The sequence below is a fragment of the Achromobacter aegrifaciens genome, assembly GCF_902859735.1.
Taxonomy (GTDB): Bacteria; Pseudomonadota; Gammaproteobacteria; order Burkholderiales; family Burkholderiaceae_B; genus Achromobacter; species Achromobacter aegrifaciens.
Genome location: NZ_CADIJY010000001.1, coordinates 285,952 through 309,086, shown reverse-complemented (window position 1 = coordinate 309,086; position 23,135 = coordinate 285,952). Strand labels below are relative to the sequence as shown.

The 23,135-nt window shown below is 66.0% G+C and carries 21 protein-coding genes and 1 tRNA gene; 10 read left to right on the top strand and 12 right to left on the bottom strand.

Annotated features, from left to right (window positions below; translation table 11 throughout):
• The first annotated feature begins 215 nt into the window (after positions 1 to 215).
• The 3 genes from HV766_RS01440 to fdx all read left to right on the top strand — a co-directional run bounded on the left by HV766_RS01440 (position 216) and on the right by fdx (position 2,161).
• The gene (locus tag HV766_RS01440) at positions 216 to 1,217 is read left to right on the top strand and encodes a 2Fe-2S iron-sulfur cluster-binding protein (RefSeq protein ID WP_175180423.1); all 1,002 of its coding nucleotides are present in this window, start codon (positions 216 to 218) and stop codon (positions 1,215 to 1,217) included.
• A 109-nt stretch (positions 1,218 to 1,326) separates the two neighbouring features.
• On the top strand, positions 1,327 to 1,806 hold the full coding sequence (cueR, locus tag HV766_RS01435; RefSeq protein ID WP_054455110.1) for a Cu(I)-responsive transcriptional regulator: 480 nt from the start codon (positions 1,327 to 1,329) through the stop codon (positions 1,804 to 1,806).
• Positions 1,807 to 1,822: 16 nt separating this feature from the next.
• Entirely contained in the window at positions 1,823 to 2,161 is a 339-nt protein-coding gene (gene fdx, locus HV766_RS01430) for an ISC system 2Fe-2S type ferredoxin (protein WP_054455112.1), read from the top strand.
• Between the two features lie 15 nt (positions 2,162 to 2,176).
• On the opposite strand, the gene HV766_RS01425 is transcribed toward fdx, so the two are convergent.
• Genes HV766_RS01425 through HV766_RS01405 form a run of 5 tightly spaced genes read right to left on the bottom strand, consistent with a single transcriptional unit; the run spans position 2,177 to position 7,628 of the window.
• On the bottom strand, positions 2,177 to 3,055 hold the full coding sequence (locus HV766_RS01425) for a class I fructose-bisphosphate aldolase (protein ID WP_175180422.1): 879 nt from the start codon (positions 3,053 to 3,055) through the stop codon (positions 2,177 to 2,179).
• Positions 3,056 to 3,068: 13 nt separating this feature from the next.
• Positions 3,069 to 4,049 (bottom strand): aldo/keto reductase, encoded by a 981-nt coding sequence (locus HV766_RS01420; RefSeq protein ID WP_175180421.1) that lies wholly within the window; start codon positions 4,047 to 4,049, stop codon positions 3,069 to 3,071.
• The gene (locus HV766_RS01415; RefSeq protein WP_175180757.1) at positions 4,046 to 5,032 is read right to left on the bottom strand and encodes an ABC transporter permease; all 987 of its coding nucleotides are present in this window, start codon (positions 5,030 to 5,032) and stop codon (positions 4,046 to 4,048) included. Before HV766_RS01415 ends, HV766_RS01420 begins: the two co-directional genes overlap by 4 nt.
• 41 nt (positions 5,033 to 5,073) lie before the next feature.
• Positions 5,074 to 6,597: a sugar ABC transporter ATP-binding protein gene (locus HV766_RS01410; RefSeq protein ID WP_119452145.1), complete on the bottom strand. Its 1,524-nt coding sequence runs from the start codon at positions 6,595 to 6,597 to the stop codon at positions 5,074 to 5,076.
• Complete coding sequence (locus HV766_RS01405) at positions 6,594 to 7,628, bottom strand: substrate-binding domain-containing protein (protein ID WP_054455120.1); 1,035 nt, start codon at positions 7,626 to 7,628, stop codon at positions 6,594 to 6,596. Before HV766_RS01405 ends, HV766_RS01410 begins: the two co-directional genes overlap by 4 nt.
• A gap of 179 nt (positions 7,629 to 7,807) precedes the next feature.
• On the opposite strand from HV766_RS01405, the gene HV766_RS01400 reads away from it, so the two are divergent.
• The 3 genes from HV766_RS01400 to HV766_RS01390 are packed head-to-tail and all read left to right on the top strand — an operon-like array spanning position 7,808 to position 11,720.
• Positions 7,808 to 9,202, top strand: coding sequence for an FGGY family carbohydrate kinase (locus HV766_RS01400; protein WP_175180420.1), 1,395 nt, complete (start codon positions 7,808 to 7,810; stop codon positions 9,200 to 9,202).
• Complete coding sequence (locus tag HV766_RS01395; protein WP_175180419.1) at positions 9,199 to 10,968, top strand: glycerol-3-phosphate dehydrogenase/oxidase; 1,770 nt, start codon at positions 9,199 to 9,201, stop codon at positions 10,966 to 10,968. The genes HV766_RS01400 and HV766_RS01395 overlap by 4 nt, the downstream gene beginning before the upstream one ends.
• A complete protein-coding gene (locus HV766_RS01390) occupies positions 10,965 to 11,720 on the top strand; it encodes a GntR family transcriptional regulator (RefSeq protein WP_175180418.1) in 756 nt (251 codons plus the stop codon). The genes HV766_RS01395 and HV766_RS01390 overlap by 4 nt, the downstream gene beginning before the upstream one ends.
• Positions 11,721 to 11,762: 42 nt before the next feature.
• Here the strand turns inward: HV766_RS01390 and HV766_RS01385 are convergent, their stop codons facing one another.
• Together HV766_RS01385 and HV766_RS01380 are read right to left on the bottom strand one after the other, a co-directional pair.
• Positions 11,763 to 12,083 carry a HigA family addiction module antitoxin gene (locus HV766_RS01385; protein ID WP_309600011.1) on the bottom strand — a complete coding sequence of 107 codons (321 nt, stop codon included), beginning with the start codon at positions 12,081 to 12,083 and terminating at the stop codon, positions 11,763 to 11,765.
• A 290-nt stretch (positions 12,084 to 12,373) separates the two neighbouring features.
• Positions 12,374 to 12,448: transfer RNA gene (locus HV766_RS01380), tRNA-Arg, on the bottom strand.
• Between the two features lie 232 nt (positions 12,449 to 12,680).
• On the opposite strand from HV766_RS01380, the gene HV766_RS01375 reads away from it, so the two are divergent.
• Positions 12,681 to 13,592, top strand: coding sequence for a c-type cytochrome (locus HV766_RS01375; RefSeq protein ID WP_175180417.1), 912 nt, complete (start codon positions 12,681 to 12,683; stop codon positions 13,590 to 13,592).
• 108 nt (positions 13,593 to 13,700) lie between these two features.
• On the opposite strand, the gene HV766_RS01370 is transcribed toward HV766_RS01375, so the two are convergent.
• Complete coding sequence (locus HV766_RS01370; RefSeq protein WP_054455132.1) at positions 13,701 to 14,525, bottom strand: IclR family transcriptional regulator; 825 nt, start codon at positions 14,523 to 14,525, stop codon at positions 13,701 to 13,703.
• Positions 14,526 to 14,686: 161 nt separating this feature from the next.
• Between HV766_RS01370 and HV766_RS01365 the strand changes: the two genes are divergently transcribed.
• Genes HV766_RS01365 through HV766_RS01355 form a run of 3 tightly spaced genes read left to right on the top strand, consistent with a single transcriptional unit; the run spans position 14,687 to position 18,166 of the window.
• Positions 14,687 to 15,745, top strand: a complete 1,059-nt coding sequence (locus HV766_RS01365) for a CobW family GTP-binding protein (RefSeq protein WP_175180416.1) — start codon at positions 14,687 to 14,689, stop codon at positions 15,743 to 15,745.
• A complete protein-coding gene (locus HV766_RS01360) occupies positions 15,726 to 17,159 on the top strand; it encodes a dihydroorotase (protein WP_310533835.1) in 1,434 nt (477 codons plus the stop codon). Before HV766_RS01365 ends, HV766_RS01360 begins: the two co-directional genes overlap by 20 nt.
• 41 nt (positions 17,160 to 17,200) lie before the next feature.
• Positions 17,201 to 18,166, top strand: a complete 966-nt coding sequence (locus tag HV766_RS01355; RefSeq protein ID WP_119452137.1) for a Bug family tripartite tricarboxylate transporter substrate binding protein — start codon at positions 17,201 to 17,203, stop codon at positions 18,164 to 18,166.
• Positions 18,167 to 18,256: 90 nt separating this feature from the next.
• On the opposite strand, the gene HV766_RS01350 is transcribed toward HV766_RS01355, so the two are convergent.
• The 4 genes from HV766_RS01350 to HV766_RS01335 all read right to left on the bottom strand — a co-directional run bounded on the left by HV766_RS01350 (position 18,257) and on the right by HV766_RS01335 (position 23,045).
• A complete protein-coding gene (locus HV766_RS01350; protein WP_175180414.1) occupies positions 18,257 to 19,783 on the bottom strand; it encodes a 3-hydroxyacyl-CoA dehydrogenase in 1,527 nt (508 codons plus the stop codon).
• Positions 19,784 to 19,813: 30 nt separating this feature from the next.
• On the bottom strand, positions 19,814 to 21,043 hold the full coding sequence (locus HV766_RS01345; protein ID WP_054455142.1) for a CaiB/BaiF CoA transferase family protein: 1,230 nt from the start codon (positions 21,041 to 21,043) through the stop codon (positions 19,814 to 19,816).
• Positions 21,044 to 21,225: 182 nt separating this feature from the next.
• Positions 21,226 to 22,374: an acyl-CoA dehydrogenase family protein gene (locus HV766_RS01340; RefSeq protein WP_054455144.1), complete on the bottom strand. Its 1,149-nt coding sequence runs from the start codon at positions 22,372 to 22,374 to the stop codon at positions 21,226 to 21,228.
• Positions 22,375 to 22,421: 47 nt separating this feature from the next.
• Positions 22,422 to 23,045: a TetR/AcrR family transcriptional regulator gene (locus HV766_RS01335; RefSeq protein ID WP_175180413.1), complete on the bottom strand. Its 624-nt coding sequence runs from the start codon at positions 23,043 to 23,045 to the stop codon at positions 22,422 to 22,424.
• Between the last annotated feature and the right edge of the window lie 90 nt (positions 23,046 to 23,135).

Genomic DNA, 23,135 nt, shown 5'->3' with positions numbered 1-23,135 from the left:
CTTCTGTACGGCAGGGCTTCGGCCCTTCCGAAGCACTCTGCAGAAATTCGGCAAGGCTAGGGATTCCAACGACAGGAAGGTCAAGCATGCGCTGGCGGATGCGGCGGGCTATTGACCTTGCAACTGTTGGAAGCAATAGATTGGGACCGCCGTCTGAACGGCAAAGGGCATCTCGATGCCGTTCCATACCAACCCGAAGTATCTGGAGCAACCCAATGAGCAGTAGAACGGTGGACATCCGGCAGGCGCGAGCCAGGCTGCCGGTTCCGGACGGCCAGACCATACTCGAAGCAGCACTGCAGAATGGCGTTGCCTATCCGCACGGCTGCCGATCGGGCCGCTGCGGCAGCTGCAAATCGCGCCTGATCGAAGGCGCAGTGGAAATGCTGCCGCACTCGCGCTACGCGTTGACGGAAGAAGAAACGCGCTGCGGCTTCATCCTGGCGTGCCGCGCGGTTCCGAAGAGCGATGTGGCGGTGGCATGGCTGGGCAACGACGAAGCAGCCGCGGCGCCAATCCAGAATGTGGAAGGGACCGTCGTTGCCATGGACGAACTGACGCACGACATCATGCGCGTAAGGATCCGACCTGAAGCAACGAATACCTTGCCGTTCGCCGCCGGGCAGTATGCCGACATCAGGTTCGGGCCGTCGCCGGCGCGCAGCTACTCGATGGCCAACAGGCCAGGCGATCGCGAACTGGAATTCCACATCCGCCGTGTTCCGGGCGGGGTCGCGTCGGGCTATGTCCACGCCACGCTGCAACCTGGTGAACGCGTGGCGCTGCGCGCGCCGCTCGGCTCCTCGCATCTGCGCGATGAACATTCCGGGCCGATGCTCTGCATCGCGGGAGGTTCGGGATTGGCCCCCATCAACTCAATTGTCGAAACCGCGCTCGCGCACGGCATGAGCCAGCCGATTCATGTCTACTTCGGCGCGCGCACGGAACGGGATCTTTACTTCGTCCAGCATTTCGAGGCGTTGGCACGCCGCCACGCCAACCTGAGCTTTGTGCCCGTGTTGTCCGAGGCGCATGCCACGTCATACCGGACCGGCTTCGTCACGCAAGCCGCCGGCGCAGACCTCGCGGACTTGAAAAGCTGGAAAGCCTATGTCGCCGGCCCGCCGGCGATGGTGGAAGCGGCGATGGCTCTGGCGTTCGAGCGCGGACTGAACGTCCAGGACATGCACGCCGATGTTTTTTTTACGCCACAGTAACCAGCCGGACCGGTCCCTCCCCGGCCGGCGGCATGCTTGACCTTCCCATGTTGGAAAGCTCTAGTCTTCTCTCATGCCTCTAACCATTCCTTTGAGCGAGGAGACTCCCATGAACATCGGCGAAGCGTCCAAGACCTCCAAGGTATCGGCAAAAATGATCCGCTATTACGAGCAGATCGGCCTGATACCCGTGGCGCAGCGGAACTCGTCCGGCTACCGCGCCTACAGCCGGATCGATGTTCACCGGCTGCACTTCATCCGCCGTGCCCGCAACCTGGGCTTTTCAGTCGCCGAGACCAAGGATCTGCTGAGCCTCTGGCACGACCAGTCGCGCCAGAGCGCGGACGTCAAGCACGTAGCCCAGGAACACCTGGCTGAACTGGACCGGCGCATCGAAAGCATGCGGCAGATGGCCGACACGCTCGAGGCGCTGATCCGCTGTTGCGCGGGCGACGATCGGCCGAATTGCCCCATCCTGCACACCCTTGAGCAGCCGGACGAAAAAGAACAGGAGCCCGCCGCACGCGGCGGCGCCGTGCTGCGGAGCGCTCGCAAGGAATCGCCTGCAAAACCCGCATCCGCTTGCTGAGCGCCTGGAATCCGATATGCCAAAAATCACCGTACTCCCGCATGCCGAGCTGGCGCCCGAAGGCGCCGAGCTGGAGGTGCGGGCTGGCACCACAATTTGCGAGGCCCTGCTGGCCAACGGCATTGAAATAGAACATGCATGCGACATGAGCGCCGCCTGCACCACCTGCCACTGCATCGTGCGCAAGGGTTTCGAATCCTTGAACGAAGCGAACGAATCCGAGGACGACCTGCTCGACCGCGCCTGGGGGCTGGAAGCCCAATCCCGCCTGAGCTGCCAGGCGATCGTCGCGGAAGAGGACCTTACCGTCGCCATCCCCAAATACACGATCAACCATGCGAAGGAAGAGCATTAGGATCTGGCTGAGGTGTCAGGAACTTCGGCCGATGAGCCTTGCATCCTGTCGGCCGCCTGCCTCGTAGATGTCCCATGCCTGTCCGGCGCTGGCGTCTTCATGGATCATGGCCATCAGCGCCCGCACCACCGATGACGGATCGGCGTGTTGGTAGACATTGCGGCCATACACCAGCCCCACCGCCCCTTCATCGAGCAACTCGCGCGACCGCTCGAAGACCTGCCGCAGGTCCTCCCGGCCGCCGCCGCGCACCAGCACCGGGCAGCGCGCCGCCTGCACCACGCGGTGGAAATCGCGCGTGGCGGTCGTGGGGTCGGCCTTGACGATGTCGGCGCCCATTTCGCGCGCCAGCCTGACCAGCGTGACGATCTTCTCCGCGTCGCCATCGACCATATAGCCGCCGCGCGCGGAATGCGGCGCCATGACCAGGGGTTCGATCATCAGCGGCATGCCATAGCGGTCGCAGTCCGCGCGTACCCGCGCGATGTTGGCGACGCACTGGCGGAACAGGTCGGGCTCGTCCGGCAGCATGAACAGGTTGACCACCACGCAGGCCGCGTCCATCTGGACCGCAGGCAGCACCGGGTCCTGCTCGTTCTGCAGCACGGCCCACATGACGCGGTGGGTCGTGGCGTTGTAGGGATTGCCCATGTCCAGCCGCATGACCAGCGCGGGTTTGTCCCGGCCTGGCCGTTGCTGGAGCAGGTCGGCCTGGCCATAGTTCAGCTGGATGGCGTCGGGACGCGCGGCGGCCAGTTGTTCCATCACGGCCGGCATGTCCTCCAGTCCGGACAGGAAGCTGGGTTCATTGCAGACGCCGTGGTCGACGGCGATGTCCAGGCAGCGGCCGCCGTTCAGCAGGCGGTTCAGGCGCGCTTCTTTTCTGTGCAGCATGGGGATTCCTTGTTCAATCCAGTGTTTGCAGATGACGCCCGGCTGCCAGGTCGATGGCGGCAATGTCTTCAGGCGTAAGTTCCAGCGCGGCAGCGCCGGCGTTCTGCCTGGCCTGCTGCGGCGTGCGGGCGCCGCATAGCGCCACGGTGACCCCGCCTGGGCGCGTGGTCCAGGCGATCATCAGTTGCGAAGCCGAGCAGTCCAGCCGCTGGCGCAGCGGTTCCAGTTCCGCGAAGAAGCCTTGCAGCCGGCTGCGATTAGCGACGCTGAAACGGGGGTTGCCGGCGCGCTGGTCGTCGCCGGTAAAGCGGCGCTCCGGATCGATGGGTCCGGCCAGCAGGCCGAGCGCCAACGAGGAATACCCGAGGATGCCGACGTTGTGGCGGCGGCATAGCGGCATCAGCGTGGCTTCGATCTCGCGGTCGATCAGGCTGTAGCGTTCCTGAATGGCGTCCACCGGGCCATGGCGCAGGTATTCGGCCAAAGTGCCGGGATCCACGTTGCTGACGCCGATGGCGCGGATCTTGCCTTGCCGCTTCAGATCCAGCAAGGCGTCCATGGTCTCGGCGACGGGCGTGCCGGCGTCCTGCCAATGCGTGATGTAGAGGTCGATGTAGTCCGTCTGCAGCCGCGCCAGGCTTTGCTCTACTTCGTGGAAGATGGAAGCGCGGCCCAGGTGGCGGTGCACGGCCTGGCCTTCCTCGTCGAAGAAATGCTCGCCTTGGCGTGTATGCCAGACCAGCCCGCATTTGGTGGCGATGACGGCCTGCTGGCGGCGCCCCTTGAGCGCCTGGCCGACCAGGCTTTCGGCGTGCCCCAGGCCATAGGCAGGCGCGGTATCGATAAGCCGCACGCCCGCGTCCAGGGACGCCTGGATGGCGGCAACGGCATCCGCATCGTCCCCGCCACCCCACATCCACCCGCCCATGGCCCAGGTGCCCAGGCCGACGGATTCGCAGGCGATGCCGGACGCGCCCAGTGTTGTTGTCTTCATCGTGAAACCTTTTTGACGTTCATGAGATGGTCGACGGTGACCGCGGCCAGCAGGATCAGCCCCTTGACGACGTCTTGCCAGTAGGGCGACACGTCCAGCAGGATGAGCGAGCTGGTGACGACCGACAGCAAGGCCAAGCCCAGCACCGCGCCCAGCACGGTGCCCGCGCCGCCCTTGAGACTGGCGCCCCCGATCACCACCGCCGCGATGACGTTGAGCTCCATGCCCACGCCGAAGTTGGGCGTGGCAGCGCCGAAGCGGGCCGTGTAGACCACCCCTGCGACGCCGGCCAAGGTCGAGCACAGCACAGTGACCCAGAACTTCACGCGGCCGGTGCGGATGCCGGCATAGAGCGCCGCCTTTTCATTGCTGCCGGTGTAGAACACCTTGCGCAACAGGGCGGCGCGGCGCAACGCGAAATCGCTGATGACGACGATGGCGGCGAAGATCAGGATGACGGCGGGAATGCCCGCGATGGATCCCTGCCCGATGAACTTGAACTGCGGCGGCAGCGAGAACAGCGATTGCGGCGTGCCCTGGGTGATGGCCAGGCACAGGCCGCGCACGATCACCATGAACGCCAGCGACGCGATGAAATGGCTGAGGCCGATGCGGGTGACGCAGCCGCCGATGAGCGCGCCCACCATCGTGCAGACGGCGATCGCGGCCAGGCTGGCGGTCCATGGGTCCAGTCCCATCAGGAAGAGCTTGCCGGTGATGACCATGGCCAGGCAGACCACCGAGCCCACCGACAAGTCGATGCCGCCGACGATGACCAGTATGGTCATGCCAACCACCACGATGCCTTCGATGGAAAACGACAGCAGCATGGCGCGCACGTTTTCCCAGGTCAGGAAATGCGGCGACGCGAAGCTCATGACGACGCACAGCGCGGCAATGATCAGCAGCAGCCCCGCTTCGCGGAAGCTGCCCAGCCGGCGTCCCGGGCGGGCCCCCGTCGGCAGGCCGGCGGCCGGAGGCATCAGGACTGCTTGCGCCGCCGGTTGGGTTTTCAGGTCGCTCGTCATGTCGCCTCCTCGGCGGACAGGCCGGAGGCCAGCCGCAGCAATTTTTCTTCCGTCATTTCGCTGGCCGCAAGCTCTCCGGCGAGCCTGCCATTGCGTATCACCAAGGCCCGGTCGCACAGGCCGATAATTTCCGGCAGCTCGGACGAGATCACCACCACGCCCACTCCCTGGTTGGCCAGGTCGCGCAGCAGGTGATGGATCTCGGATTTGGCACCGACGTCCACGCCGCGCGTCGGTTCGTCCATCAGCAGCACCGAGGGGCGGGTCGCCAGCAGTTTGGCGATGGCCACCTTCTGCTGGTTGCCGCCGGACAGGCAGCTGGCGTCGATCGCCACGCCGTCCGACTTGAGCCTGAGCCGGGCGCCCAGCTCGACGGCCAGGCTGCGTTCCGCCGTGCGTTTGAGCAGGCCGAAGCGCGAGCTGATGCGGCGCAGCGCCATCGAAGACACGTTCTGTTCGATAGGCATGTCCAGGAACAGGCCGGCGGCCTTGCGGTCTTCGCTCAGGTAGGCGATGCCATGGCGCAGGGCGTCGGCATAGCGGCGCAGCCGCAGGGGCTGGCCGCGCAGCCGCACGGCGCCTCGCCGCGCGCGCCGCAGGCCGCACACGGTTTCGGCCAGCTCGCTGCGGCCCGCGCCCATCAGGCCGGAGATGCCCAGGATTTCGCCCCGCCGCAGCGTGAACGAAATGCCGTGGACTGCGGCGCCGTCGGCAAGGTCCTCCACTTCCAGCAGGGTCTCGGCCGGCGCATCGCCAGCCGCCTGCCGGGGTGGGTAGTAATTGCCCAGATCGCGCCCCACCATGCAGCGCACCAGCGCATCCGGAGAAAGCGCCGCAATATCACCGCTGTGCACATCGCGGCCGTCGCGCAGTACCGTAACGCGGTCGCAGTGCTCGAAGATCTCTGCCATGCGGTGGCTGATGTAGACGATGCCGATGCCCTGGGCCTTGAGGTCATGCAGGACGCGGAACAGCGCCACGGACTCCACTTCCGTCAACGCTGCGGTGGGTTCGTCCAGGATCAGCACCTTGCAGTCCAGCGTCAAGGCGCGGGCAATCTCGACCAGCTGCTGGCTCGATATGCCCAGCGCATCCACCCGCAGGCCCGGGTCGATGTCCTGGCCCAGCCGCCGCAGCACGGCCGCAGCGCGCTCTTGCAGGCCGGCATAGTCCATCCAGGCCTGTGCACCCGCGCTGATCATGGGCATGAAGATGTTCTCGGCCACGGTCGCATCGCCGCATAGCGAGATTTCCTGGTGCACCAGGCCGATGCCCAGGCGCATCGCATGGGCCGGCCCGTTGATGACCACGCGCTCGCCTTCCAGGTAGATGTCGCCGCTGTCGGGCTGGTGGATGCCGTCGATGATCTTCATCAGCGTCGACTTGCCAGCGCCGTTCTCGCCGCACAAGGCATGGATTTCGCCCCGGCGCAGCGTGAAGCGCACGTCGGCCAGGGCTTTGGACGCGCCGAACTGCTTGCTGATGCCCTGCAGTTCCAGCAGCGCTGCGGGCGCCTTCATTCGTTGATGCCCTTGGTGCCGCGACGCGCCAGGTACTTGTCCCAATAGAAGTCGTCGGCGTTCGCCTTGCTGACGATGGACAGGCCGTTGTCCAGGAACGGCACGGCCATGGGGTTGGTGCCGTTGCGCTTGGCGTCATTCATCGGGTCGATCAGTTGCTGGTTGCGCGCCAGGAACAGCAGCATCATGCCCATATAGCCCTGCACGCCCTGGTTCGGGTTGACGGAGCCGAAGACCTCGCCCGACTTGATCATGTCCAGGATCTTGGCGTTCACGTCGCAGCACAGGACCTTGATGTTCTTCTTGGTCTCGATGGAGGCCTGCGCCGCCCCCAGCGCCGAGTTGGCTTCGGGCATGAACAGGGCGCCCAGGCCGGGGTTGGCCTGCGCCAGGCTCAGCGTGGCCTGGTAGGCCTTGTTCGGATCCTGGTTGCTGGCCGCGCGGCCCACCAGCTTCATGCCGGGATGCTGGGTCTTCATGCGGTTGATGAAGGCGGCGACGCGGCGGTCATGGTTGTCCTGGCCGGGGTTTTCCAGCACCGCGTATTCGCCCTTGCCATTGAGCGAGGCCGCGATGGCGTCGGCGGCCTGCGCGCCTTCGCGGTCGTTGTCGGACGTGACAAAGGACACGCGCTTGGAATTGGGCGAGTCGGCCGCAAAGGTCACCACCGGGATGCCCATGGCCGCGGCGCGGTTGATGGGTTCGATGAAGGGGTCGGGGTTCATGGGATGCAGCAGGATGCCGGCCGGCTTGCGCGCCAGTTCCTGCTCGAACGAGGCCAGTTGCTTATTGACGTCGTACTCGGGCGTGCCCGAATAGCGGGTGCGCACGCCGAGCGAATGGCCCAGCTGCTTCATCATTTCGTAGACAGGGAACCAGTACTCCACCCCGGACACCATCACGTTCATCACGTAGACGTCGTTGGCGTTGCCGCGCAGCCCGGGGGCTTGCGGAGTGTTCTGCGCAAAGGCGTTGACGCTCGCCAGGCCGGCGCCCGCCGCCGCTACGGTCTTCAAGAAATCTCGTCTCATGTTCCGCTCCTTTTTTCGCATCGTTCCAAGAACCCTGCAGCCCTCGGTGCCTGTTGTTCAACCTTGTTTTGGTCGAATCGTTGTTATGACATCGACGAACTATATTTCAGCCGGATTTTTTAGATTACTAGGGGAAACACTGCTATTCTGCGGGAAATATCTGTAGACAATGTTATGACATGAAAACAGACATCTACCTGGGCATAGACATGGGCTCCACGGGCTTGAAGGCGGTTGCCTTCGAGGCCGGGAGCGGGACCACACTGGCCGCATCGGGCGGCGCGCTGCCCTATCGGCAACTGGCGCAAGGCGGTTGCGAACTGCCCGCGGACGCCATCCAGACGGCGCTGGCGCGGGCCTTGCAAGGCGTGGCAACCCAGTTGGGTCCGCGCGTGGCCCACCTGCGCGCGCTGTGCTGCACCGGCCATGGCGCCGGCCTGTATGCGCTGGATGCAAGCGGCCAATTGCTGGAAGGCCGCGCGGTGGCATCGACCGACCAGCGCGCCGCCGCGCGCGCCCGGGCGCTGGGCCGCAACATGGGGGACGCACTGTATGACGAAGTCGGCTGCCGGCCGTGGTCAGGACAGTCGTCGCTTATCGCTGCAGAACTCTACGGCGCGGACGCCGCTCAACTCCGCCGCATCCGCCACCTGCTGTTCGCCAAGGACTATCTGGGATTCCTGTTGACCGGCGAAATCGTCACGGACGCCAGCGACGCCAGCACGGCCGGCCTGCTGTCGCTCAACACGGGGACTTGGTCCACGATGGCTTTCGAGGCCGCCGGCCTGTCCGGCCTGCCCGTGGCGCTCGGCGCAATCGATCTGCTCGCCTCGCTGAAGGCGGTGAACGCGGAGCGCCAGGGGCACGCCGTGGCCGTGCTCGGCACCTGGTGCGTGAATGCCGTGGTGGCGCCGGCCCGCGAACCGAAGCCGGAGGTGGGCGCCATCGTCAGCTTCGGCGATCCGGACCGCAGGCTTTATCTGGAAAACAGCCCCTCATCGATGGCGAACGTGGCCTGGCTGGCGCGCACCTTGCAGTTCCAGGATGCGGCCGCGGCGGTGGATTGCGCGATGGGCGTGCCCCTGGGCGCCGACGGTCTGCGTTTTCTGCCCTTCATCAATGGCGGCAGCTGGCCGGCGGGAGCCTGCGCGGGTTACGTCGGCCTGCAAGGCCATCACACCCGCGCGCACATGGCGCGTGCCGTGGTGGACGCCGTGGTAGCGCTGCACGCGCGGCACCTGAAGCGCCTGGCGGCGCTTGGACTGGGCGTGCCAGACAAGGTCGCCGCGCTGGGCGGCGGCGCCCGGGACTTGCGTTTGGCGCGCCTGCTGGCGGGCTTTCTGGGCCACGCCGTGGAACGCTGCGGCGACGACGAAACCGGCGCGCGCGGCGCTGCGCTGTATGCCGCGCTGTCGCAGAACCCTGGCGGCGCCGACTTGCTGCCCGCCCCATGCGAACGGGTCGAACCCTTGGCCACCGAAGCGCAGGCGCACGCCGATTTCTACGCCAGCTTCCATGGCCTGGTGGACAGCATGGCCCCGGCTTTCGGCCATCTTGCGGGATCCGCGCGATGACTCCTCGCACATCCGCTTTCATGCGCCCGGCTTCGTTGGCGGGACGCCATTTTTCGACGGTGATCGTAGGCGCGGGCATCAACGGGGCTGGCGTGTTCCGCGACCTGTCGCTGCAGGGCGTGGATTGCCTGATCGTGGACAAGGACGATGTGGCCGCCGGCGCCAGCAGCGCGCCATCGCGCATGATCCACGGCGGCTTGCGCTACCTGGAAAGCGGATCATTTTCCCTGGTGGCGGAGGCCACGCGCGAACGCAATCTGCTGCTGCGCAATGCGGCGCATCTGGTGCAGCCGCTGGAAACCGTGGTGCCGCTATCCAGCCGCTTCGGCGGACTGTGGGGCAGCATGCTGCGCTTTGCCGGCCTGAACGCCTCGCCTGGCGCGCGGGGACTGTGCGTGGTGGGACTGGGCTTGCGCCTCTATGACAAGCTGGGCCGCAACCAGCGCGTCATGCCGGAACATCGCATCGAGCGCCTGCCGGCGGCGGACAGCGCGCTGTTCGGCGCGGCGGTGCGCTGGACGGCCACGTATTACGACGCCTGGATACGGCATCCGGAATGGCTGGTGCTGGAGCTGATCGACGATGCGCATCGCGGCCACCCGGCCTCGGTCGCGTCGAACTATTGCAGCGTGACGGCTTGCCAGGGCCGCGCCATTACCCTGCGCGATGCGCTGACCGGCGAATCCGTGCAAGTGACTGCCGACACGGTGGTCAACGCAACGGGCGCCTGGCTGGACCGCGCGGCTGGCGCCCTGGAAGGCGACGGCTCGCGCGTCATGGGCACCAAAGGATCACACCTGATCCTGGATCACCCCGCACTGCGCACCGCGCTCCAGGGACGCATGGCGTACTTCGAGGCGTCCGACGGCCGGGTGTGCATCGTCTACCCGTTCCTGGACCGGGTGCTGGTGGGATCCACCGACATTCCGGTGGATGATCCCGACCTCGCCGCGACCGAACCGGCGGAGATCGACTACCTGCTCGATGTATTGCATGAGGTGTTTCCCCGCCTGGACTTCAGCCGCAAGGACGTGGTCTACACTTACGTGGGCGTCAGGCCGCTGGCCCAGTCGGATGCCGACAAACCCGGGCAGATATCGCGCGACCACGCGGTGGTGATCGACCCGCCCAACGCGCGCCGCGAGGTGCCGATGGTGTGCCTGGTCGGCGGAAAATGGACGACGTTCCGTTCGCTAGCGCAACTGGCGGCCGACGCGGTGCTGCAGCAACTGGGTCGCGCGCGGCGGCAGTCGACCGAGCAGGTGGCGATCGGTGGAGGCGCGGGCATGCCCGCCGATGCGGCGGGACGGCAACGCTTTCTGGACAGCATTCAGGCCGCCACCGCGCTGGACCGCGGGCGCGTCGCCGAACTGTTCATGCGCTATGGTGCGCGGGCGGGCGCCGTGGCGGCGGATTTCGCCGCGGCGGGCGATAAGCCCTTGCGCCACGCGCCAGATCATTCAACGGCCGAGATCCGCTATCTGTGCCGCGAAACGTCTGTGCAGCACCTGGCCGACCTGGCGATCCGGCGCACCTTGCTGGCCATTCGCGGCCATGTCACGCCGGCACTGCTTGCGGAACTGGCGGATATCGCCGCAGCCGAGCTGGGCTGGAGCCCGGCGCGCCGGCAAGACGAGTTACGAGCCTGCACCGCGACGCTGCGGGACCGGCACTGTGTTCAACTTCCTCCAGACGAGGCGCCCTGGGCAGAGCCCGCCGATTCCGCCTTGGCTACAGGTTCGATTTCAAACTCTTTGACGACATGAGCAGCCCCATCTCCACCGAAGCCATATTGGACCGCAGCGCCGGCGCCCCGCTCTGGACACAGTTCCGCGACGTGGTGCGCGGCAAGATCCTGCAAGGCGAACTGGCCGTGGGCGACAAGCTGCCCACCGAGGCCGAGTTCGGCGAGCAATATGGCATTTCGCGCATCGTCGTGCGCGAAGCGCTGGCGGACCTGGTCCGCAACGGCCTGATCTACAAGATACGCGGCCAGGGCGCCTTCGTGTCGGCGCGCGAGCGCGACGAAGACTTCGTGTCCACCGTGCTGGGCTTTTCGGACGAAATGGAGCGCAAGGGCCGCACGGTACGCACCCAGGTGCTGCTGCAGGAACTGCGCGCGCCCACGGCGCACGAAGCCAGTTCACTGGGGCTGACCGAAGACAGCCAGGTGGTGGCGCTCAAGCGGTTGCGCAGCGTCGACGGCGAACTGCAATTGCTGGTGGAAACCGCCGTGCCCGCGGACCTGGTGCCGGGCCTGCACCGCACCCGCCTGGAAAACCGTTCGCTCTACGACGTGCTGCGCAGACAGTACGGCCTGCGCATCGTGCGCGCGGAACGTTGGATAGACGCGGTGCAACCGGACGCCCAGACCTGCGAATTGCTGGGCATGAAAGATCCCGAACCCATGCTGCGCATCGAGTCCATCGCCTATGGCGCCAACGGGCGGGCGCTGGAGCACTACCGCGCCTTGCACCGCTGCAAGTCCAGCCGGCTGCATGTGCAGACTACTACCTGAGACGGCAGGAGGCTGGCCTGTTTGGCGATCAAATTGACAGGATCACTGCGCGGCTGCTGTCGAAGTCAACGGCCTAACGGGCGGCTGCTCATGCTGTAGCGCCTGCCACAGATCATAGTTAGCCTGCATTGCGACCCAAGCTTGGGCAGTACTGGCCCCGGCATGCTCCAGACGGACGGCAAGATCCGGGCTGATGCCCGCCTTGCCGTTGAGAACTCGTGAAAGCGCCACGCGCGACATGGCCAGCCTGTCGGCAGCCTCGGTCACCGATAGCCCCAAGGGAACAATTACATCGTCCCGGAGAATTTCACCCGGATGCGGAGGGTTCTGCATCATGATTGGCCTTGAACGGCTGCTGGACATGCAATATGTCAGCCAAAACCTTCTGCGACAAGCCTCGTGTCTACCGCAGTTCTTGAAGTGGCATATCCTGAAGCATCCGTCCACGCAGATGGGCGCAAGACGTCAAGATGCTCTTCGAGCGCTACTCGAAGTGGATCGACAAGATCGCAAATCAGCCAGGGGAGAGACACGATGCGGCGGCTTGCTGCGCGGCATCTTCGGGCGAGGCCAATCAGGCCTTCTGAACCGGAATCGGAACAGCCACATTCAGGCCCGGTGCGGACCCAAGCCATTCCTTAGCTTGGATTTGGTGGCGCGCCCGACAGGAATCGAACCTGTATCAAGAGCTTCGGAAACTCTCATTCTATCCATTGAACTACGGGCGCAGCGCAAGGAGGCGGTATTGTACCCAGTTTTCGCTGAACTGCATGAACGGGATCAAATCTTCCGGCAAACTCAGCGAAAACCCCGTCGGTTGCATTGGACTCGTGTCTATGACACCGTTATATAATCCAGCGTTTGCTTGCAAGGCGGGCTCTTCATGCCGCCGACTTGTGCAGTACTGATTTTCTGTTGCCGCCGCCAGGCGCCCCCGGTACCCGTTAGCAGGATTTGGTCATGAGCAACGAGCAGGAACACATAGAAGAGCACTCCTCCCCCATCAAGACCCCGAAGCAACTGATCGTCACGATCGTCCTGTCTTTCGTGATCCCGATCGCCATCATCATCCTATTGGTGAACATGGTGGTCTCGGGCACCAAAACAGGAGCGGGTTCGGACACGCTGTCCCAAGAAGCTGTCGCCAAGCGCATTGCCCCGGTCGCGGGTTTCCAGCTGGTCGATGCAAATGCCCCCAAGGTCTTCAAGACCGGCGAACAGGTCTTCGCCGCCGTCTGTACGGCCTGTCATACCGCCGGCGTGGCTGGCGCACCCAAGGTGGGCGATAACGCCGCCTGGGCGCCCTTCATCACCGCGGGCTACGACGCCATGATGAACGTGGCCCTGCACGGCAAGGGCGGCATGCCCGCCAAGGGTGGCAACCCCACGCTGTCCGACTACGAAGTCGCGCGCGCCGTGGTGTACATGGCCAACAAGTCGGGCGCTTCGCTGCCCGAACCCGCCGCTCCGGCCGCGGAAGGCGACAAGAAGGAAGCCGCTGCCGCTCCCGCCGCAGCGCCTGCAGCGCCCGCCGCTGCCGCCCCCGCTGCGGCAGCCCCGGCACCGGCCGCCGCCGCGCCTGCTCCCGCTCCGGCAGCCCAAGCCGCCGCGCCGCAAGCAGCGGCAGTCAATCCGGCTGGCGAAAAGCTGTACAAGAGCGTCTGTTTCGCCTGCCATGCCACCGGCGTGGCCAACGCCCCCAAGTTCGGCGACAAGGCCGCCTGGGAGCCCTACATCAAGACCGGCATGGACGCCATGGTGAAGGTCGCCATGCAAGGCAAGCCGCCGATGCCCCCGAAGGGCGGCGCGGCCAACGCCTCGGAAGACGACATCCGCGCAGCGGTGCAGTACATGGTGGATGCGGCCAAGTGAAGTAAGGCTCGCGGCCCATGATGAATAAAGCCCCTTGATCTGATCAAGGGGCTTTTTCTTTGCGCCAGACCACGGGCGCGACTCGATTGCGAAGTCTTGTGCTGGCGCTCAGGCGCGCGCCACCCAGGCGCCTTCCACCTCGGCCAACTGGCTGCTGATCTGGCCGGCGGCCTCGATGACCGCCGCGCGGAACGGCTCGAGACGGCAATGCTCGGCGCGCACGATCAGGCTCAGCCCGGCCACCACGCGTTGCTCCAGAAAAATCGGCGCTGCAATGCCTATGGTCCCCGGCGTGATCTCGGAATCGCTGACGGCGACGCCCGCCTCGCGGATGGCATCGAGTTCCAGGCACAGGTCCTTCAGGCTCTTCCAGTGCGAAATGGCGCGCACTTCCTCTTCGTGGGCCAGGTACATGCGCTCCAGGGCGCGGCGGCTCTGGTGCGCCAGGATGACTTTGGAGGTGGCGCCGCGGAACATCGGCATGGTGGCGCCGCGTTCGTAGCGGCCCACGCGCGCGGCCGGGTCGCCGATTTCCTGGTGGATGCACATGACTTTGTCCTGGTAGCTGCGCGTGAGCACCGAGGCCGACGAGGGCGTGGTGGCCTCCACCAGCCGCCGCATCAGCGGCTCCGCCACCTTGAGCAAGGGGTCGCCATGGCGCATCAGCAGGTCGAAATGGGCAAACGTGGGCCCCAGCACGTAGCGCGCGCCCATCACCGGGGTCAGGAAATCCGCGCGCACCAGTTCCTGCACGTCGCGATAGGCCGAGCTGACGGACACATCCATTTCAACGGCGATTTCCTCCACCGACCATGCGGCGCTCCTGTCATAGAGCTGCAGGATGTGCAGTATCCGGTTGCGCGTCCTGATTTCACCCGCCACGTCGCCCTCTCTTTGTTGTTGCGCCTTTACGGCCCGCAATTTCGCATCCATTGCGAAATTTAATTTCTCCGCGATTCTAGCAGCGTCATCCCTCCCTCTGCCCCGGGGGCTGTGGCGCGAAATCGCGGGGGGCTTGCCAAAGCGTCAACTCGATGCAAAAATTCATTTAATCGCAATGGTTGCGAATTTAATGTTTTTTGCAAAGGCGCATCATGGCAATCGATGAAACCTCCGAAACACGCATCCCGGTCACCTTGCTGACGGGATTCCTGGGCAGCGGCAAGACCACTCTGCTGAATCACTGGCTGCGCGATCCGGCGCTGGCCGATGCGGCGGTCATCGTCAACGAGTTTGGCGAGATCGGCATCGATCACGCGCTGATCGCCAGCAGTAACGACAACACCATCGAACTAAGCACGGGATGCCTGTGCTGCACCGTGCAGGGCGATCTGGTCGAGACGCTGCGCGATTTGCGCGCCAAGCGCAGCGCTGGCCAGATTCCGGCCTTCGACCGCGTCCTGATCGAGACCACGGGCATGGCCGACGTGGTGCCGGTCATCCAGGCCTTGATGACGTTTCCGGTGGCGCGCTCGTTTCGCCTGAACCGCGTGCTGACCGTGGTGGATGCCGTCAACGGGCCAGGCACCCTGGCGGCACACCCGGAAGCCATCAAGCAGGTGGCTGTGGCCGATGCCTTGATCGTCACCAAGACCGACCTGCCGGACGCGCGCGCCGCGGCGCTTGTGGACACGCTTGCGCAAGTCAACCCCGGCGCCAGGCGCCTGGTCTGCGACCCCGCCGCCCGGCCGGACGCCACCGTGCTGGACGGACCCGACGTCTATGACGTGGATGTGCTTCCGGAGCAGGCGCGGCAATGGCTCAATGCCTCGCCCTACGCGGACGGGCATGGGCACCACCATGAACACACGCATGCGCATGACCATGCGCGCATCGACAGCTTCTGCCTGGACTTCGCCGACCCCTTGCACTGGTCCCAGGTCAGCGCCTGGCTGGATGCGCTGGTCATGGCGCATCCCGACGAGCTGCTGCGCGTCAAAGGCATTCTGCACATCGCCGGCCACGAACGGCCCATCGTGCTGCAAGCGGTGCAGCGCCTGTTCCATCCGCCTGTCGAGTTGCCGCAATGGCCGGACGCGGACCGGCAATCCCGCATGGTTTTCATTACCAAAGGCCTGAGCAAGGACTACGTCATGCAGGTCTGGGACACGGTGCGCGAGCGCGCCCTCCCGCCTGCCGCCCGCGCGGCCTGATCGTTTCGGCATTCCCCATCACAAGGAAAACAGCATGGACACTTTGATCAAGAACGGCCTGGTGGTCACTCCCCAGGGACAGGTGCGCGCCTCTATCGGCATCCGCGACGGCAAGATCGCCGGCTTGTACGAGGCAGGCAGCGAACCCGAGGCGCGCAACGTCATCGACGCCAGCGGCCTGGCCGTATTGCCGGGCGCGATCGACATGCACTCGCACCACCGCCAGGGCTCGCAGAAGGGGTTCGAGTACAAGGACACCATCCTCACCGCCACGCAGCAATGCGCCGCTGGCGGCGTTACCACCAGCGTGGGCATGCCCAACGTCAATCCGCCGCCCAACTCGCTGGACCTGCTGGAAAAGCAGTTCGGCATCTACCGCAGCGATGCCGTGGTCGACTGGAACTTCAACCCGGCGCCGACGATAGAGTCGGAAATGGAAGCCATGACCGCCACGGGTATCGCCGCGTTCAAGATCTTCATGGTGGTGGACACGGGCCGAGACTACCCGCACATGCCCGGCATCGGCGTGCATGATCACGGCAAGCTGCTGCGCATCATGCAGCGCTGCGCCGAACTGGACGTGCCCTTGATGGTGCATCCCCACGACCAGGCCCTGATGGACGTGATCGAACAGACCTACTGGGACCGGGGCGAACGTGACGCTCTCGCCTATGCGCGCGCCTACGCCGCCCACGATGGCGTGATCTGGGAAACCGCCATTGCCACGCTGCTGCGGCTGCAGAAGGCGGCCGGCTGCCACCTGCACATCCTGCACACCCAGACCGCCGGCAGCGTGCAGCTCATCCGCGAGGCCAAGGCGGCAGGCCAGAAGGTCACCTGCGAAATCAATCCCTGGGCCCTGTTCCTGGGTTGCGAATGGTCGGCCATCCAGCGCCTGGGCTCGTATGCGCTGTCGTACTGGGTGCCGGAGAAGAACGTGCCCGGCTTGTGGGAAGGCCTGAACGACGGAACGATCGACATCATCGCCACCGACCATGCGCCGCACACGCGCGAAGAAAAGGAAGTGGGCTGGACCGATGGCTGGAAAGCCCATACCGGCACGCCATCGACGCAGTTCTACCTGAGCATGTTCCTGACGGCGGCCCAGGAAGGCAAGATCAGCCTGGAGCGCGTGGCCGAGGCATGTTCGGCCAAGCCCGCGGAATTGTTCCGACTGCGCAGCAAGGGTGAAATCCGCGCGGGCCTGGACGCCGATCTGGTGCTGGTCGATCTGGAGACGGAATACGAGGTGCGTGACGAGGACGTGCTCAGCCTGGTGGGCTGGAGCCCCTATGCCGGCCGCCGCCTCAAGGGCAAGCCGGTGCACACCCTGGTGCGCGGCGCCACGGTATATGCGGACGGTAAAGTGGTCGGCGCCAAGGGCGGCGGCCAGATGGCTGCCGCGGTACGCTGAAGCCCAGGCCGCGCATCACTACGACACAAGGGGAAAACATCATGAATCGTCGTCAGTTCTCGCGGCTGCTGGCTTCTGCGCCATTGCTGCTGCCCACGTTGGTCCGCGCCCAGGATGGGACCGCCATCACGTTGATCGTGCCGTATCCGCCTGGCGGCAATACCGACTACGTGGCGCGCATTACCTCCGATTCGCTACGCCGCACCCTGGGTTCATCGGTCGTGGTGAAGAACCAGGCCGGCGCAGGCGGCACTATTGCCACCGATGCGCTGATACGCTCGCGCAACGACGGCAACACGCTGATGGTGGGCTCCATCGGCCAGGTTTCGCTGGTGCGGTTTTTGTTCAATGTGCGTTACGACCCGTTGAACGATCTGGTGCCGGTCGCCAACATCGCCAGCAATCCGCTGGTGCTCACGGTGCCGTCCAGTTCGCGTTTCCAGAGCCTGGCGCAACTGATCGAGTATGGCCGGGCCAAGCCGGGCGCGCTGACCGTCGCGCACGGCGGCGAAGGGTCGATGTCGCACATGTCGGTGCTGGTGTTTCTCAAGCGCGCGGGTGTCGAGGCGACACTGATCGGCTACCGGGGCGGCGCGCCCGCCCTGCTCGACACCATGGGCGGCACGACCGATCTGTACTCGGCCAACATCTCCGAAATCCTGCCGTACAAGGACAGCGGCCGCATTCGTTTCCTGGGCGTGTCCAGCCGCCAGCCCGTGCCTCAGTTGCCCGGCGTGCCGGCCATCGCCGACACCATCTCCGGACACGAGATCGAAACCTGGAACGGCCTGTTCGCGCCCCCTGGCACGCCCGCCGAAGTGGTGGACAGGCTGGCCGACGCCGTGCAGGTCATGCTGCGCGACCCGGAGGTGCTCAGCAAATTCGACGCGTCCGGCAGCCAGCCGCGGGCAGGCGAAGTAAAGGAGAAGTTCGCCCGGCGCATCCGCGACGACATCGCGCTATGGACGCCGCTGGTGTCCCTGATCGGGGTCAAGCCGGCGAACTGAGGCGGCCGGCGTCGCGAAAAAAAGCCCGCAAGACACGATGTCTTGCGGGCTTTTTCGCATGCCAGGGCGGCGCCTGCCATGCTCATCGCGTCACTCTTCGCCAGCCGCCTTGGTCAGCGACATGCCCAGCTGCACGCGGCGCTGCAGCCACAGGCTGGGGCGATAGCGTGGATCGCCGGTCACGCGCTGCATGCTCTTGAGGATTTCCAGGATGCGGTCGGCGCCGAGCTTGTCGCCCAGGGCCAGCGGGCCCACCGGATAACCCAAGCCCAGCGTCACCGCCAGGTCGATGTCCTTGGGCGTGGCGATCTGCTGCTGCGCGATGTCGCTGGCGATGTTGACGATGGTGGCGACGATGCGCTGGGCGATGAAGCCAGGCGAATCCTCGATCACCGTGACGGGCACGCCGTCCGCAGCCAGCAGCGCGTGCGCGGCGTCGCGCCACTTGGCTTCGGTGGCGGGCGACACCATGATGGTGCGGCGCTTGGCGCTGTCGAAGGCGTAGAGCGTGTCCAGGCCGACCGTGCGGGCCGCGTTCAGGCCTTGCGCGGAAACGGTGGTGGAGACGTCTTCGCCGTAGGGCGTGACGAGAATCAGCGCGTCGGCGTCAGGCGTGGAACTGGTCACCAGCGTGGCGCCCAGCTTTTCCGCCAGCGCGGCGGCGCGGGCGTAGCCCTCGGCGTGCTTGGGGCTGACCCAGACCTTCAGGTTTTCGGGCAGCGCCGGCACGGGCGGCTCGGCTGGCACTTGCTTCTGGCCGTCGGCGTAGACGTAGAAACCTTCGCCGGCCTTGCGGCCGATCAGCCCGCCCGCCAGGCGCACGGTGGTGATGGGCGAAGGACGGAAGCGCGGCTCGTCGAAGAACTGGCGGTAGATGGACTCCATGACGGGGTGCGACACGTCCAGCGCCGTCAGGTCCAGCAGTTCGAACGGACCCATGCGGAAACCGGCCTGCTCGCGCATCACGGCGTCGACCTGGGCGAAGGTCGCCACGGCTTCCTGCGCCACGCGCAGGCCTTCGGTATTCATGCCGCGGCCAGCGTGGTTGACGATGAAGCCCGGCATGTCCTTGGCGCGCACGGGCGTGTGGCCCATGCGGCGCGCCAGCTCGGCCAGCGCGTCGCCGACTTCGGGCGCGCTGCGCAGGCCGTCGATGACTTCGACCACCTTCATCAGCGCGACCGGGTTGAAGAAGTGGTAGCCGGCCACGCGCTGCGGCCGCTTGCAGGCGGCGGCGATGGCGGTGATCGACAGCGACGACGTGTTCGACGCCAGGATGCAGTCTTCGGCCACCACGCCTTCCAGCGCGGCAAACAGGTCACGCTTGACGTCCAGGCGTTCGACGATGGCTTCCACCACCAGCTGGCAGTTGGACATGTCGGTCAGCGCGGTGGCGGATTCCACGCGTTCCAGCACGGCCTGCGCGTCGGCCGCGCTCAGCTTGCCCTTCTGGGCCAGCTTGTCCCAGGTCTGGCGCAACGATTCGCGCGCAGCCGCCACGGCATCGGCGCTGGTGTCGTACAGGCGCACGCGCAGCCCGGCCTGCGCCGCGATCTGCGCGATGCCGCGCCCCATGGCCCCGGCGCCGACGACGCCGATGGTTTGAATCTCCTTCATCAACACTCTCCTGCCTTTATTGGATGGGGTTCAGGCCCGGCTTTGCGCCAGCGCCAGGATTTCTTCGGCCGACAGGCCCAGCTTCTCGGACAGCACCTGTTCGGTGTGCTCGCCCAGCATGGGCGGCGGACGACGGTACTCGACCGGGCTGTCGGAAAACTTCAGCGGGCTGGAGGCAATGGGCACTGTGCCCGCGGTCGGATGCGGCATTTCGCGCTTCATGCCGCGCGCCAGGACCTGCGGGTCTTCGTAGACCTGGTCCAGCGTGTTGATGGGGCCGGCGGGAACGCCCACGCCTTCCAGCGCGGCCAGCCAGTGGTCGCGCGCGCCGGTGGCCATGCGTTCGGCCAGGAGCGGCACCAGTTCGGCGCGGTTCTTCACGCGCTGCGGATTGGTGGCAAAGCGCGGATCTGCCGACAGCTCGGGCAGGCCGATCGCGCCGCAGTAGTTGCGGAACTGGCTGTCGTTGCCGACCGCCACGATCAGGTGGCCGTCGCTGGCCGCGAAGACCTGGTAAGGCACCAGGTTCTGGTGCGCATTGCCGGCGCGCTTGGGCGCCACGCCCGAGGTCATGTAATTGAGGTTCTGGTTGGCCAGCATGCTGACCTGGCAGTCCAGCAGCGCCATGTCGATGTGCTGGCCCAGGCCGCTGCGCGAGCGCTCGTGCAGCGCGGCCAGGATGCCCACCGTGGAGTACATGCCGGTCATCAGGTCGGTCACCGCCACGCCCGCTTTCTGCGGCCCGCCGCCGGGCAGGTCATCGCGTTCGCCGGTGATGCTCATCAGCCCGCCCATGCCCTGGATCATGAAGTCATAGCCGGGGCGGCTGGCGTAAGGGCCGGTCTGGCCGAAGCCGGTGATGGAGCAGTAGATCAGGCGCGGGTTGAGCTCCTTCAGGCTTTCGTAGTCCAGGCCGTACTTGGACAGGCCGCCCACCTTGAAGTTTTCAACCAGGATGTCGCTTTGCAGCGCCAGTTCGCGCACCAGCTCGGCGCCGCGCGGCGAGGCGATGTCCAGCGCCACCGACAGCTTGTTGCGGTTGGCGGACAGGTAATACGCAGCTTCGGTGGTGTCGTTGCCCGCCTCGTCCTTCAGGTACGGAGGCCCCCAGGCCCGCGTGTCGTCGCCCGCGCCGGGGCGTTCGATCTTGATGACCTCGGCGCCGAGGTCGGCGAGGTTCTGGGTGCACCAGGGACCCGCCAGGACGCGGGTGAGATCCAGCACGCGTATGCCGGTAAGGGGAGCGGGACGTTGCGACATTAGTCTTTTCGCTAGAAGAGAAATGAAAACGTCCGGCTTGCGGCGGCGCGCAAGCCAGACTGGAATTCCGTCATGCCGGCGGCGCGCGGCCGCTGGCGCGTCATATGCCGGCGCGGCCATGGGCCGTGCGCCGGATCACCGTCAGTCATGCAGGATATTAGCCTCTTGCGCCGGGTCCGCGCTCAGGAATGCGCCTTGATGGTTTCGCGGGCGATCACCAGCTGCTGGATCTGCGAAGTGCCTTCGAAGATGCGGAACAGACGCACGTCGCGGTAGAAGCGCTCGACCGCGTACTCCGACATGTAGCCGGCGCCGCCGTGGATCTGCACCGCACGGTCAGCCACGCGGCCCACCATTTCGGTGGCGTACAGCTTGCAGCAAGCGGCCTGCATGGTGGTGTTCTCGCCGCGGTCGCGCATGCGGGCGGCGTCCAGCACCATGCAGCGCGCGGCGTAGAGTTCGGCCTGGCTGTCGGCGATCATGGCCTGGATCAGCTGGAATTCGGCGATGGGTTGGCCGAATTGCTTACGCTCAATGGCGTACTTCACGGCATCGCTCAGCAGGCGGTCGGCGATGCCCACGCACAGCGCCGAGATATGCAGGCGGCCCTTGTCCAGCACCCGCATCGAGGTGCGGAAACCGTTGCCCTCTTCGCCGCCCAGCAGCGCGCTGGCCGGGACGCGGCAGTTGTCGAACACCACGTCGCTGGTCAAGGCGCCGGCCTGGCCCATCTTCTTGTCGGGCTTGCCGATGGTCAGGCCCGGCGTGCCTGCTTCGACCAGGAAGCACGAAATGGAATTGGCGCGACGTTCCGGCGCGGTGCGGGCCATGACAGAGAACAGGCCGGCGATGGGCGCGTTGGTGATGTAGCGCTTGGTGCCGTTGAGCACATAGCTGTCGCCGTCGCGCACCGCGGACAGGCGCAGCGCCATTGCGTCGGAACCTGCGTCGGGTTCGGTCAGCGCGAACGAGCCGATCAATTCGCCGCTGGCCAGCTTGGGCAGGTAGCGGGCGCGCTGCTCGTCGGTGCCGGCCAGCACGATGGCCTGCGAGCCGATGCCGATGTTGGTGCCGGCCAGCGAACGGAACGCGGGCGAGGTCTGCCCCAGTTCGAAGACCACTCGCACTTCCTCTTCCATGGTGAGGCCCAGGCCGCCATGGTCGGGCGAGATGGACAGGCCGAACAGGCCCAGGTCGCGCATCTCGTTGACGATGTCGGGCGGCACCTGGCCGCTTTCGGCGAGTTCGTCTTCGGCGGGGATCAGGCGTTCGTGCACGAAACGGCGCACGGCGTCCAGCAACAGGTTCAGGGTTTCGGTATCAAGGGCCATGGTGGGAGTCTCAAGAAGATACGGGGCAAGCCGGGGACAGCCGCGCCTCAGGCGCGCATGCCTCCGACCAATAGATCGAAATAGCCGGCGGCGATGGCTTCGGCGCTGTCGCCCTGGCCGGGCTTGTACCAGCGCACCATCCAGTTCAGCATGGACAACACGGCGCGGCCCGCGGCGGCCACGTCCAGCGCGCGGAACTCGCCGGCGGCGACGCCTTGCGCGATCAGTTCGCGCAGGCGCTTCTCGTAGCCGTCGCGCAGCCGGGCGGCGTCTTCGCGTTCGGTCAGGGCCATGCCGGAATAGCCGATCAGCATGGTGACGAATTCGGCGTGGTGCTGCTCGAAGTAGCGCGCGTGGCCCACCATGAAGGCGCGCAGCCTGGCCGTGGCGCCCTCCGCCCGCGCCACATCCTGGGCGACGGCCTCCGTCAGGCCGCTGAGCACGGCCAGGATGATGGCGTCGTAGATGTCCTGCTTGGTGGTGTAGTAGTGGTAGATGGCCGCCTTGGACACGCCGAGCGCGCCGGCCAGGTCGGATACCGAGCTGCCGTCGTAGCCGCTTTGGGCGAAGAGCTTGGCGGCTTCTTCCAGGATGCGTTCGCGCGGGGCCGCCACGGTGGGCGGCCGGCCGGCGCGGGCGCGTTTCTGGGCGGGAGGGGCGGAGGTCGCCATGGCAGCCTTTGCAAGGGCCGCGCCGCAGCTGCCGGAGGGACTCGCGTACCTCCATTGACAGCGCTTCAGCGCATGCCGTTTAATAAGGAT

What these genes read in the sequence shown, in the direction of transcription:
- HV766_RS01440 (WP_175180423.1), top strand. Translation starts at nt 216, where the DNA reads ATGAGCAGTAGAACGGTGGACATCCGGCAGGCGCGAGCCAGGCTGCCG.
- cueR (WP_054455110.1), top strand. Translation starts at nt 1,327, where the DNA reads ATGAACATCGGCGAAGCGTCCAAGACCTCCAAGGTATCGGCAAAAATG.
- fdx (WP_054455112.1), top strand. Translation starts at nt 1,823, where the DNA reads ATGCCAAAAATCACCGTACTCCCGCATGCCGAGCTGGCGCCCGAAGGC.
- HV766_RS01425 (WP_175180422.1), bottom strand. Translation starts at nt 3,055, where the DNA reads ATGCTGCACAGAAAAGAAGCGCGCCTGAACCGCCTGCTGAACGGCGGC.
- HV766_RS01420 (WP_175180421.1), bottom strand. Translation starts at nt 4,049, where the DNA reads ATGAAGACAACAACACTGGGCGCGTCCGGCATCGCCTGCGAATCCGTC.
- HV766_RS01415 (WP_175180757.1), bottom strand. Translation starts at nt 5,032, where the DNA reads ATGCCTCCGGCCGCCGGCCTGCCGACGGGGGCCCGCCCGGGACGCCGG.
- HV766_RS01410 (WP_119452145.1), bottom strand. Translation starts at nt 6,597, where the DNA reads ATGAAGGCGCCCGCAGCGCTGCTGGAACTGCAGGGCATCAGCAAGCAG.
- HV766_RS01405 (WP_054455120.1), bottom strand. Translation starts at nt 7,628, where the DNA reads ATGAGACGAGATTTCTTGAAGACCGTAGCGGCGGCGGGCGCCGGCCTG.
- HV766_RS01400 (WP_175180420.1), top strand. Translation starts at nt 7,808, where the DNA reads ATGAAAACAGACATCTACCTGGGCATAGACATGGGCTCCACGGGCTTG.
- HV766_RS01395 (WP_175180419.1), top strand. Translation starts at nt 9,199, where the DNA reads ATGACTCCTCGCACATCCGCTTTCATGCGCCCGGCTTCGTTGGCGGGA.
- HV766_RS01390 (WP_175180418.1), top strand. Translation starts at nt 10,965, where the DNA reads ATGAGCAGCCCCATCTCCACCGAAGCCATATTGGACCGCAGCGCCGGC.
- HV766_RS01385 (WP_309600011.1), bottom strand. Translation starts at nt 12,083, where the DNA reads ATGTCCAGCAGCCGTTCAAGGCCAATCATGATGCAGAACCCTCCGCAT.
- HV766_RS01375 (WP_175180417.1), top strand. Translation starts at nt 12,681, where the DNA reads ATGAGCAACGAGCAGGAACACATAGAAGAGCACTCCTCCCCCATCAAG.
- HV766_RS01370 (WP_054455132.1), bottom strand. Translation starts at nt 14,525, where the DNA reads ATGGATGCGAAATTGCGGGCCGTAAAGGCGCAACAACAAAGAGAGGGC.
- HV766_RS01365 (WP_175180416.1), top strand. Translation starts at nt 14,687, where the DNA reads ATGGCAATCGATGAAACCTCCGAAACACGCATCCCGGTCACCTTGCTG.
- HV766_RS01355 (WP_119452137.1), top strand. Translation starts at nt 17,201, where the DNA reads ATGAATCGTCGTCAGTTCTCGCGGCTGCTGGCTTCTGCGCCATTGCTG.
- HV766_RS01350 (WP_175180414.1), bottom strand. Translation starts at nt 19,783, where the DNA reads ATGAAGGAGATTCAAACCATCGGCGTCGTCGGCGCCGGGGCCATGGGG.
- HV766_RS01345 (WP_054455142.1), bottom strand. Translation starts at nt 21,043, where the DNA reads ATGTCGCAACGTCCCGCTCCCCTTACCGGCATACGCGTGCTGGATCTC.
- HV766_RS01340 (WP_054455144.1), bottom strand. Translation starts at nt 22,374, where the DNA reads ATGGCCCTTGATACCGAAACCCTGAACCTGTTGCTGGACGCCGTGCGC.
- HV766_RS01335 (WP_175180413.1), bottom strand. Translation starts at nt 23,045, where the DNA reads ATGGCGACCTCCGCCCCTCCCGCCCAGAAACGCGCCCGCGCCGGCCGG.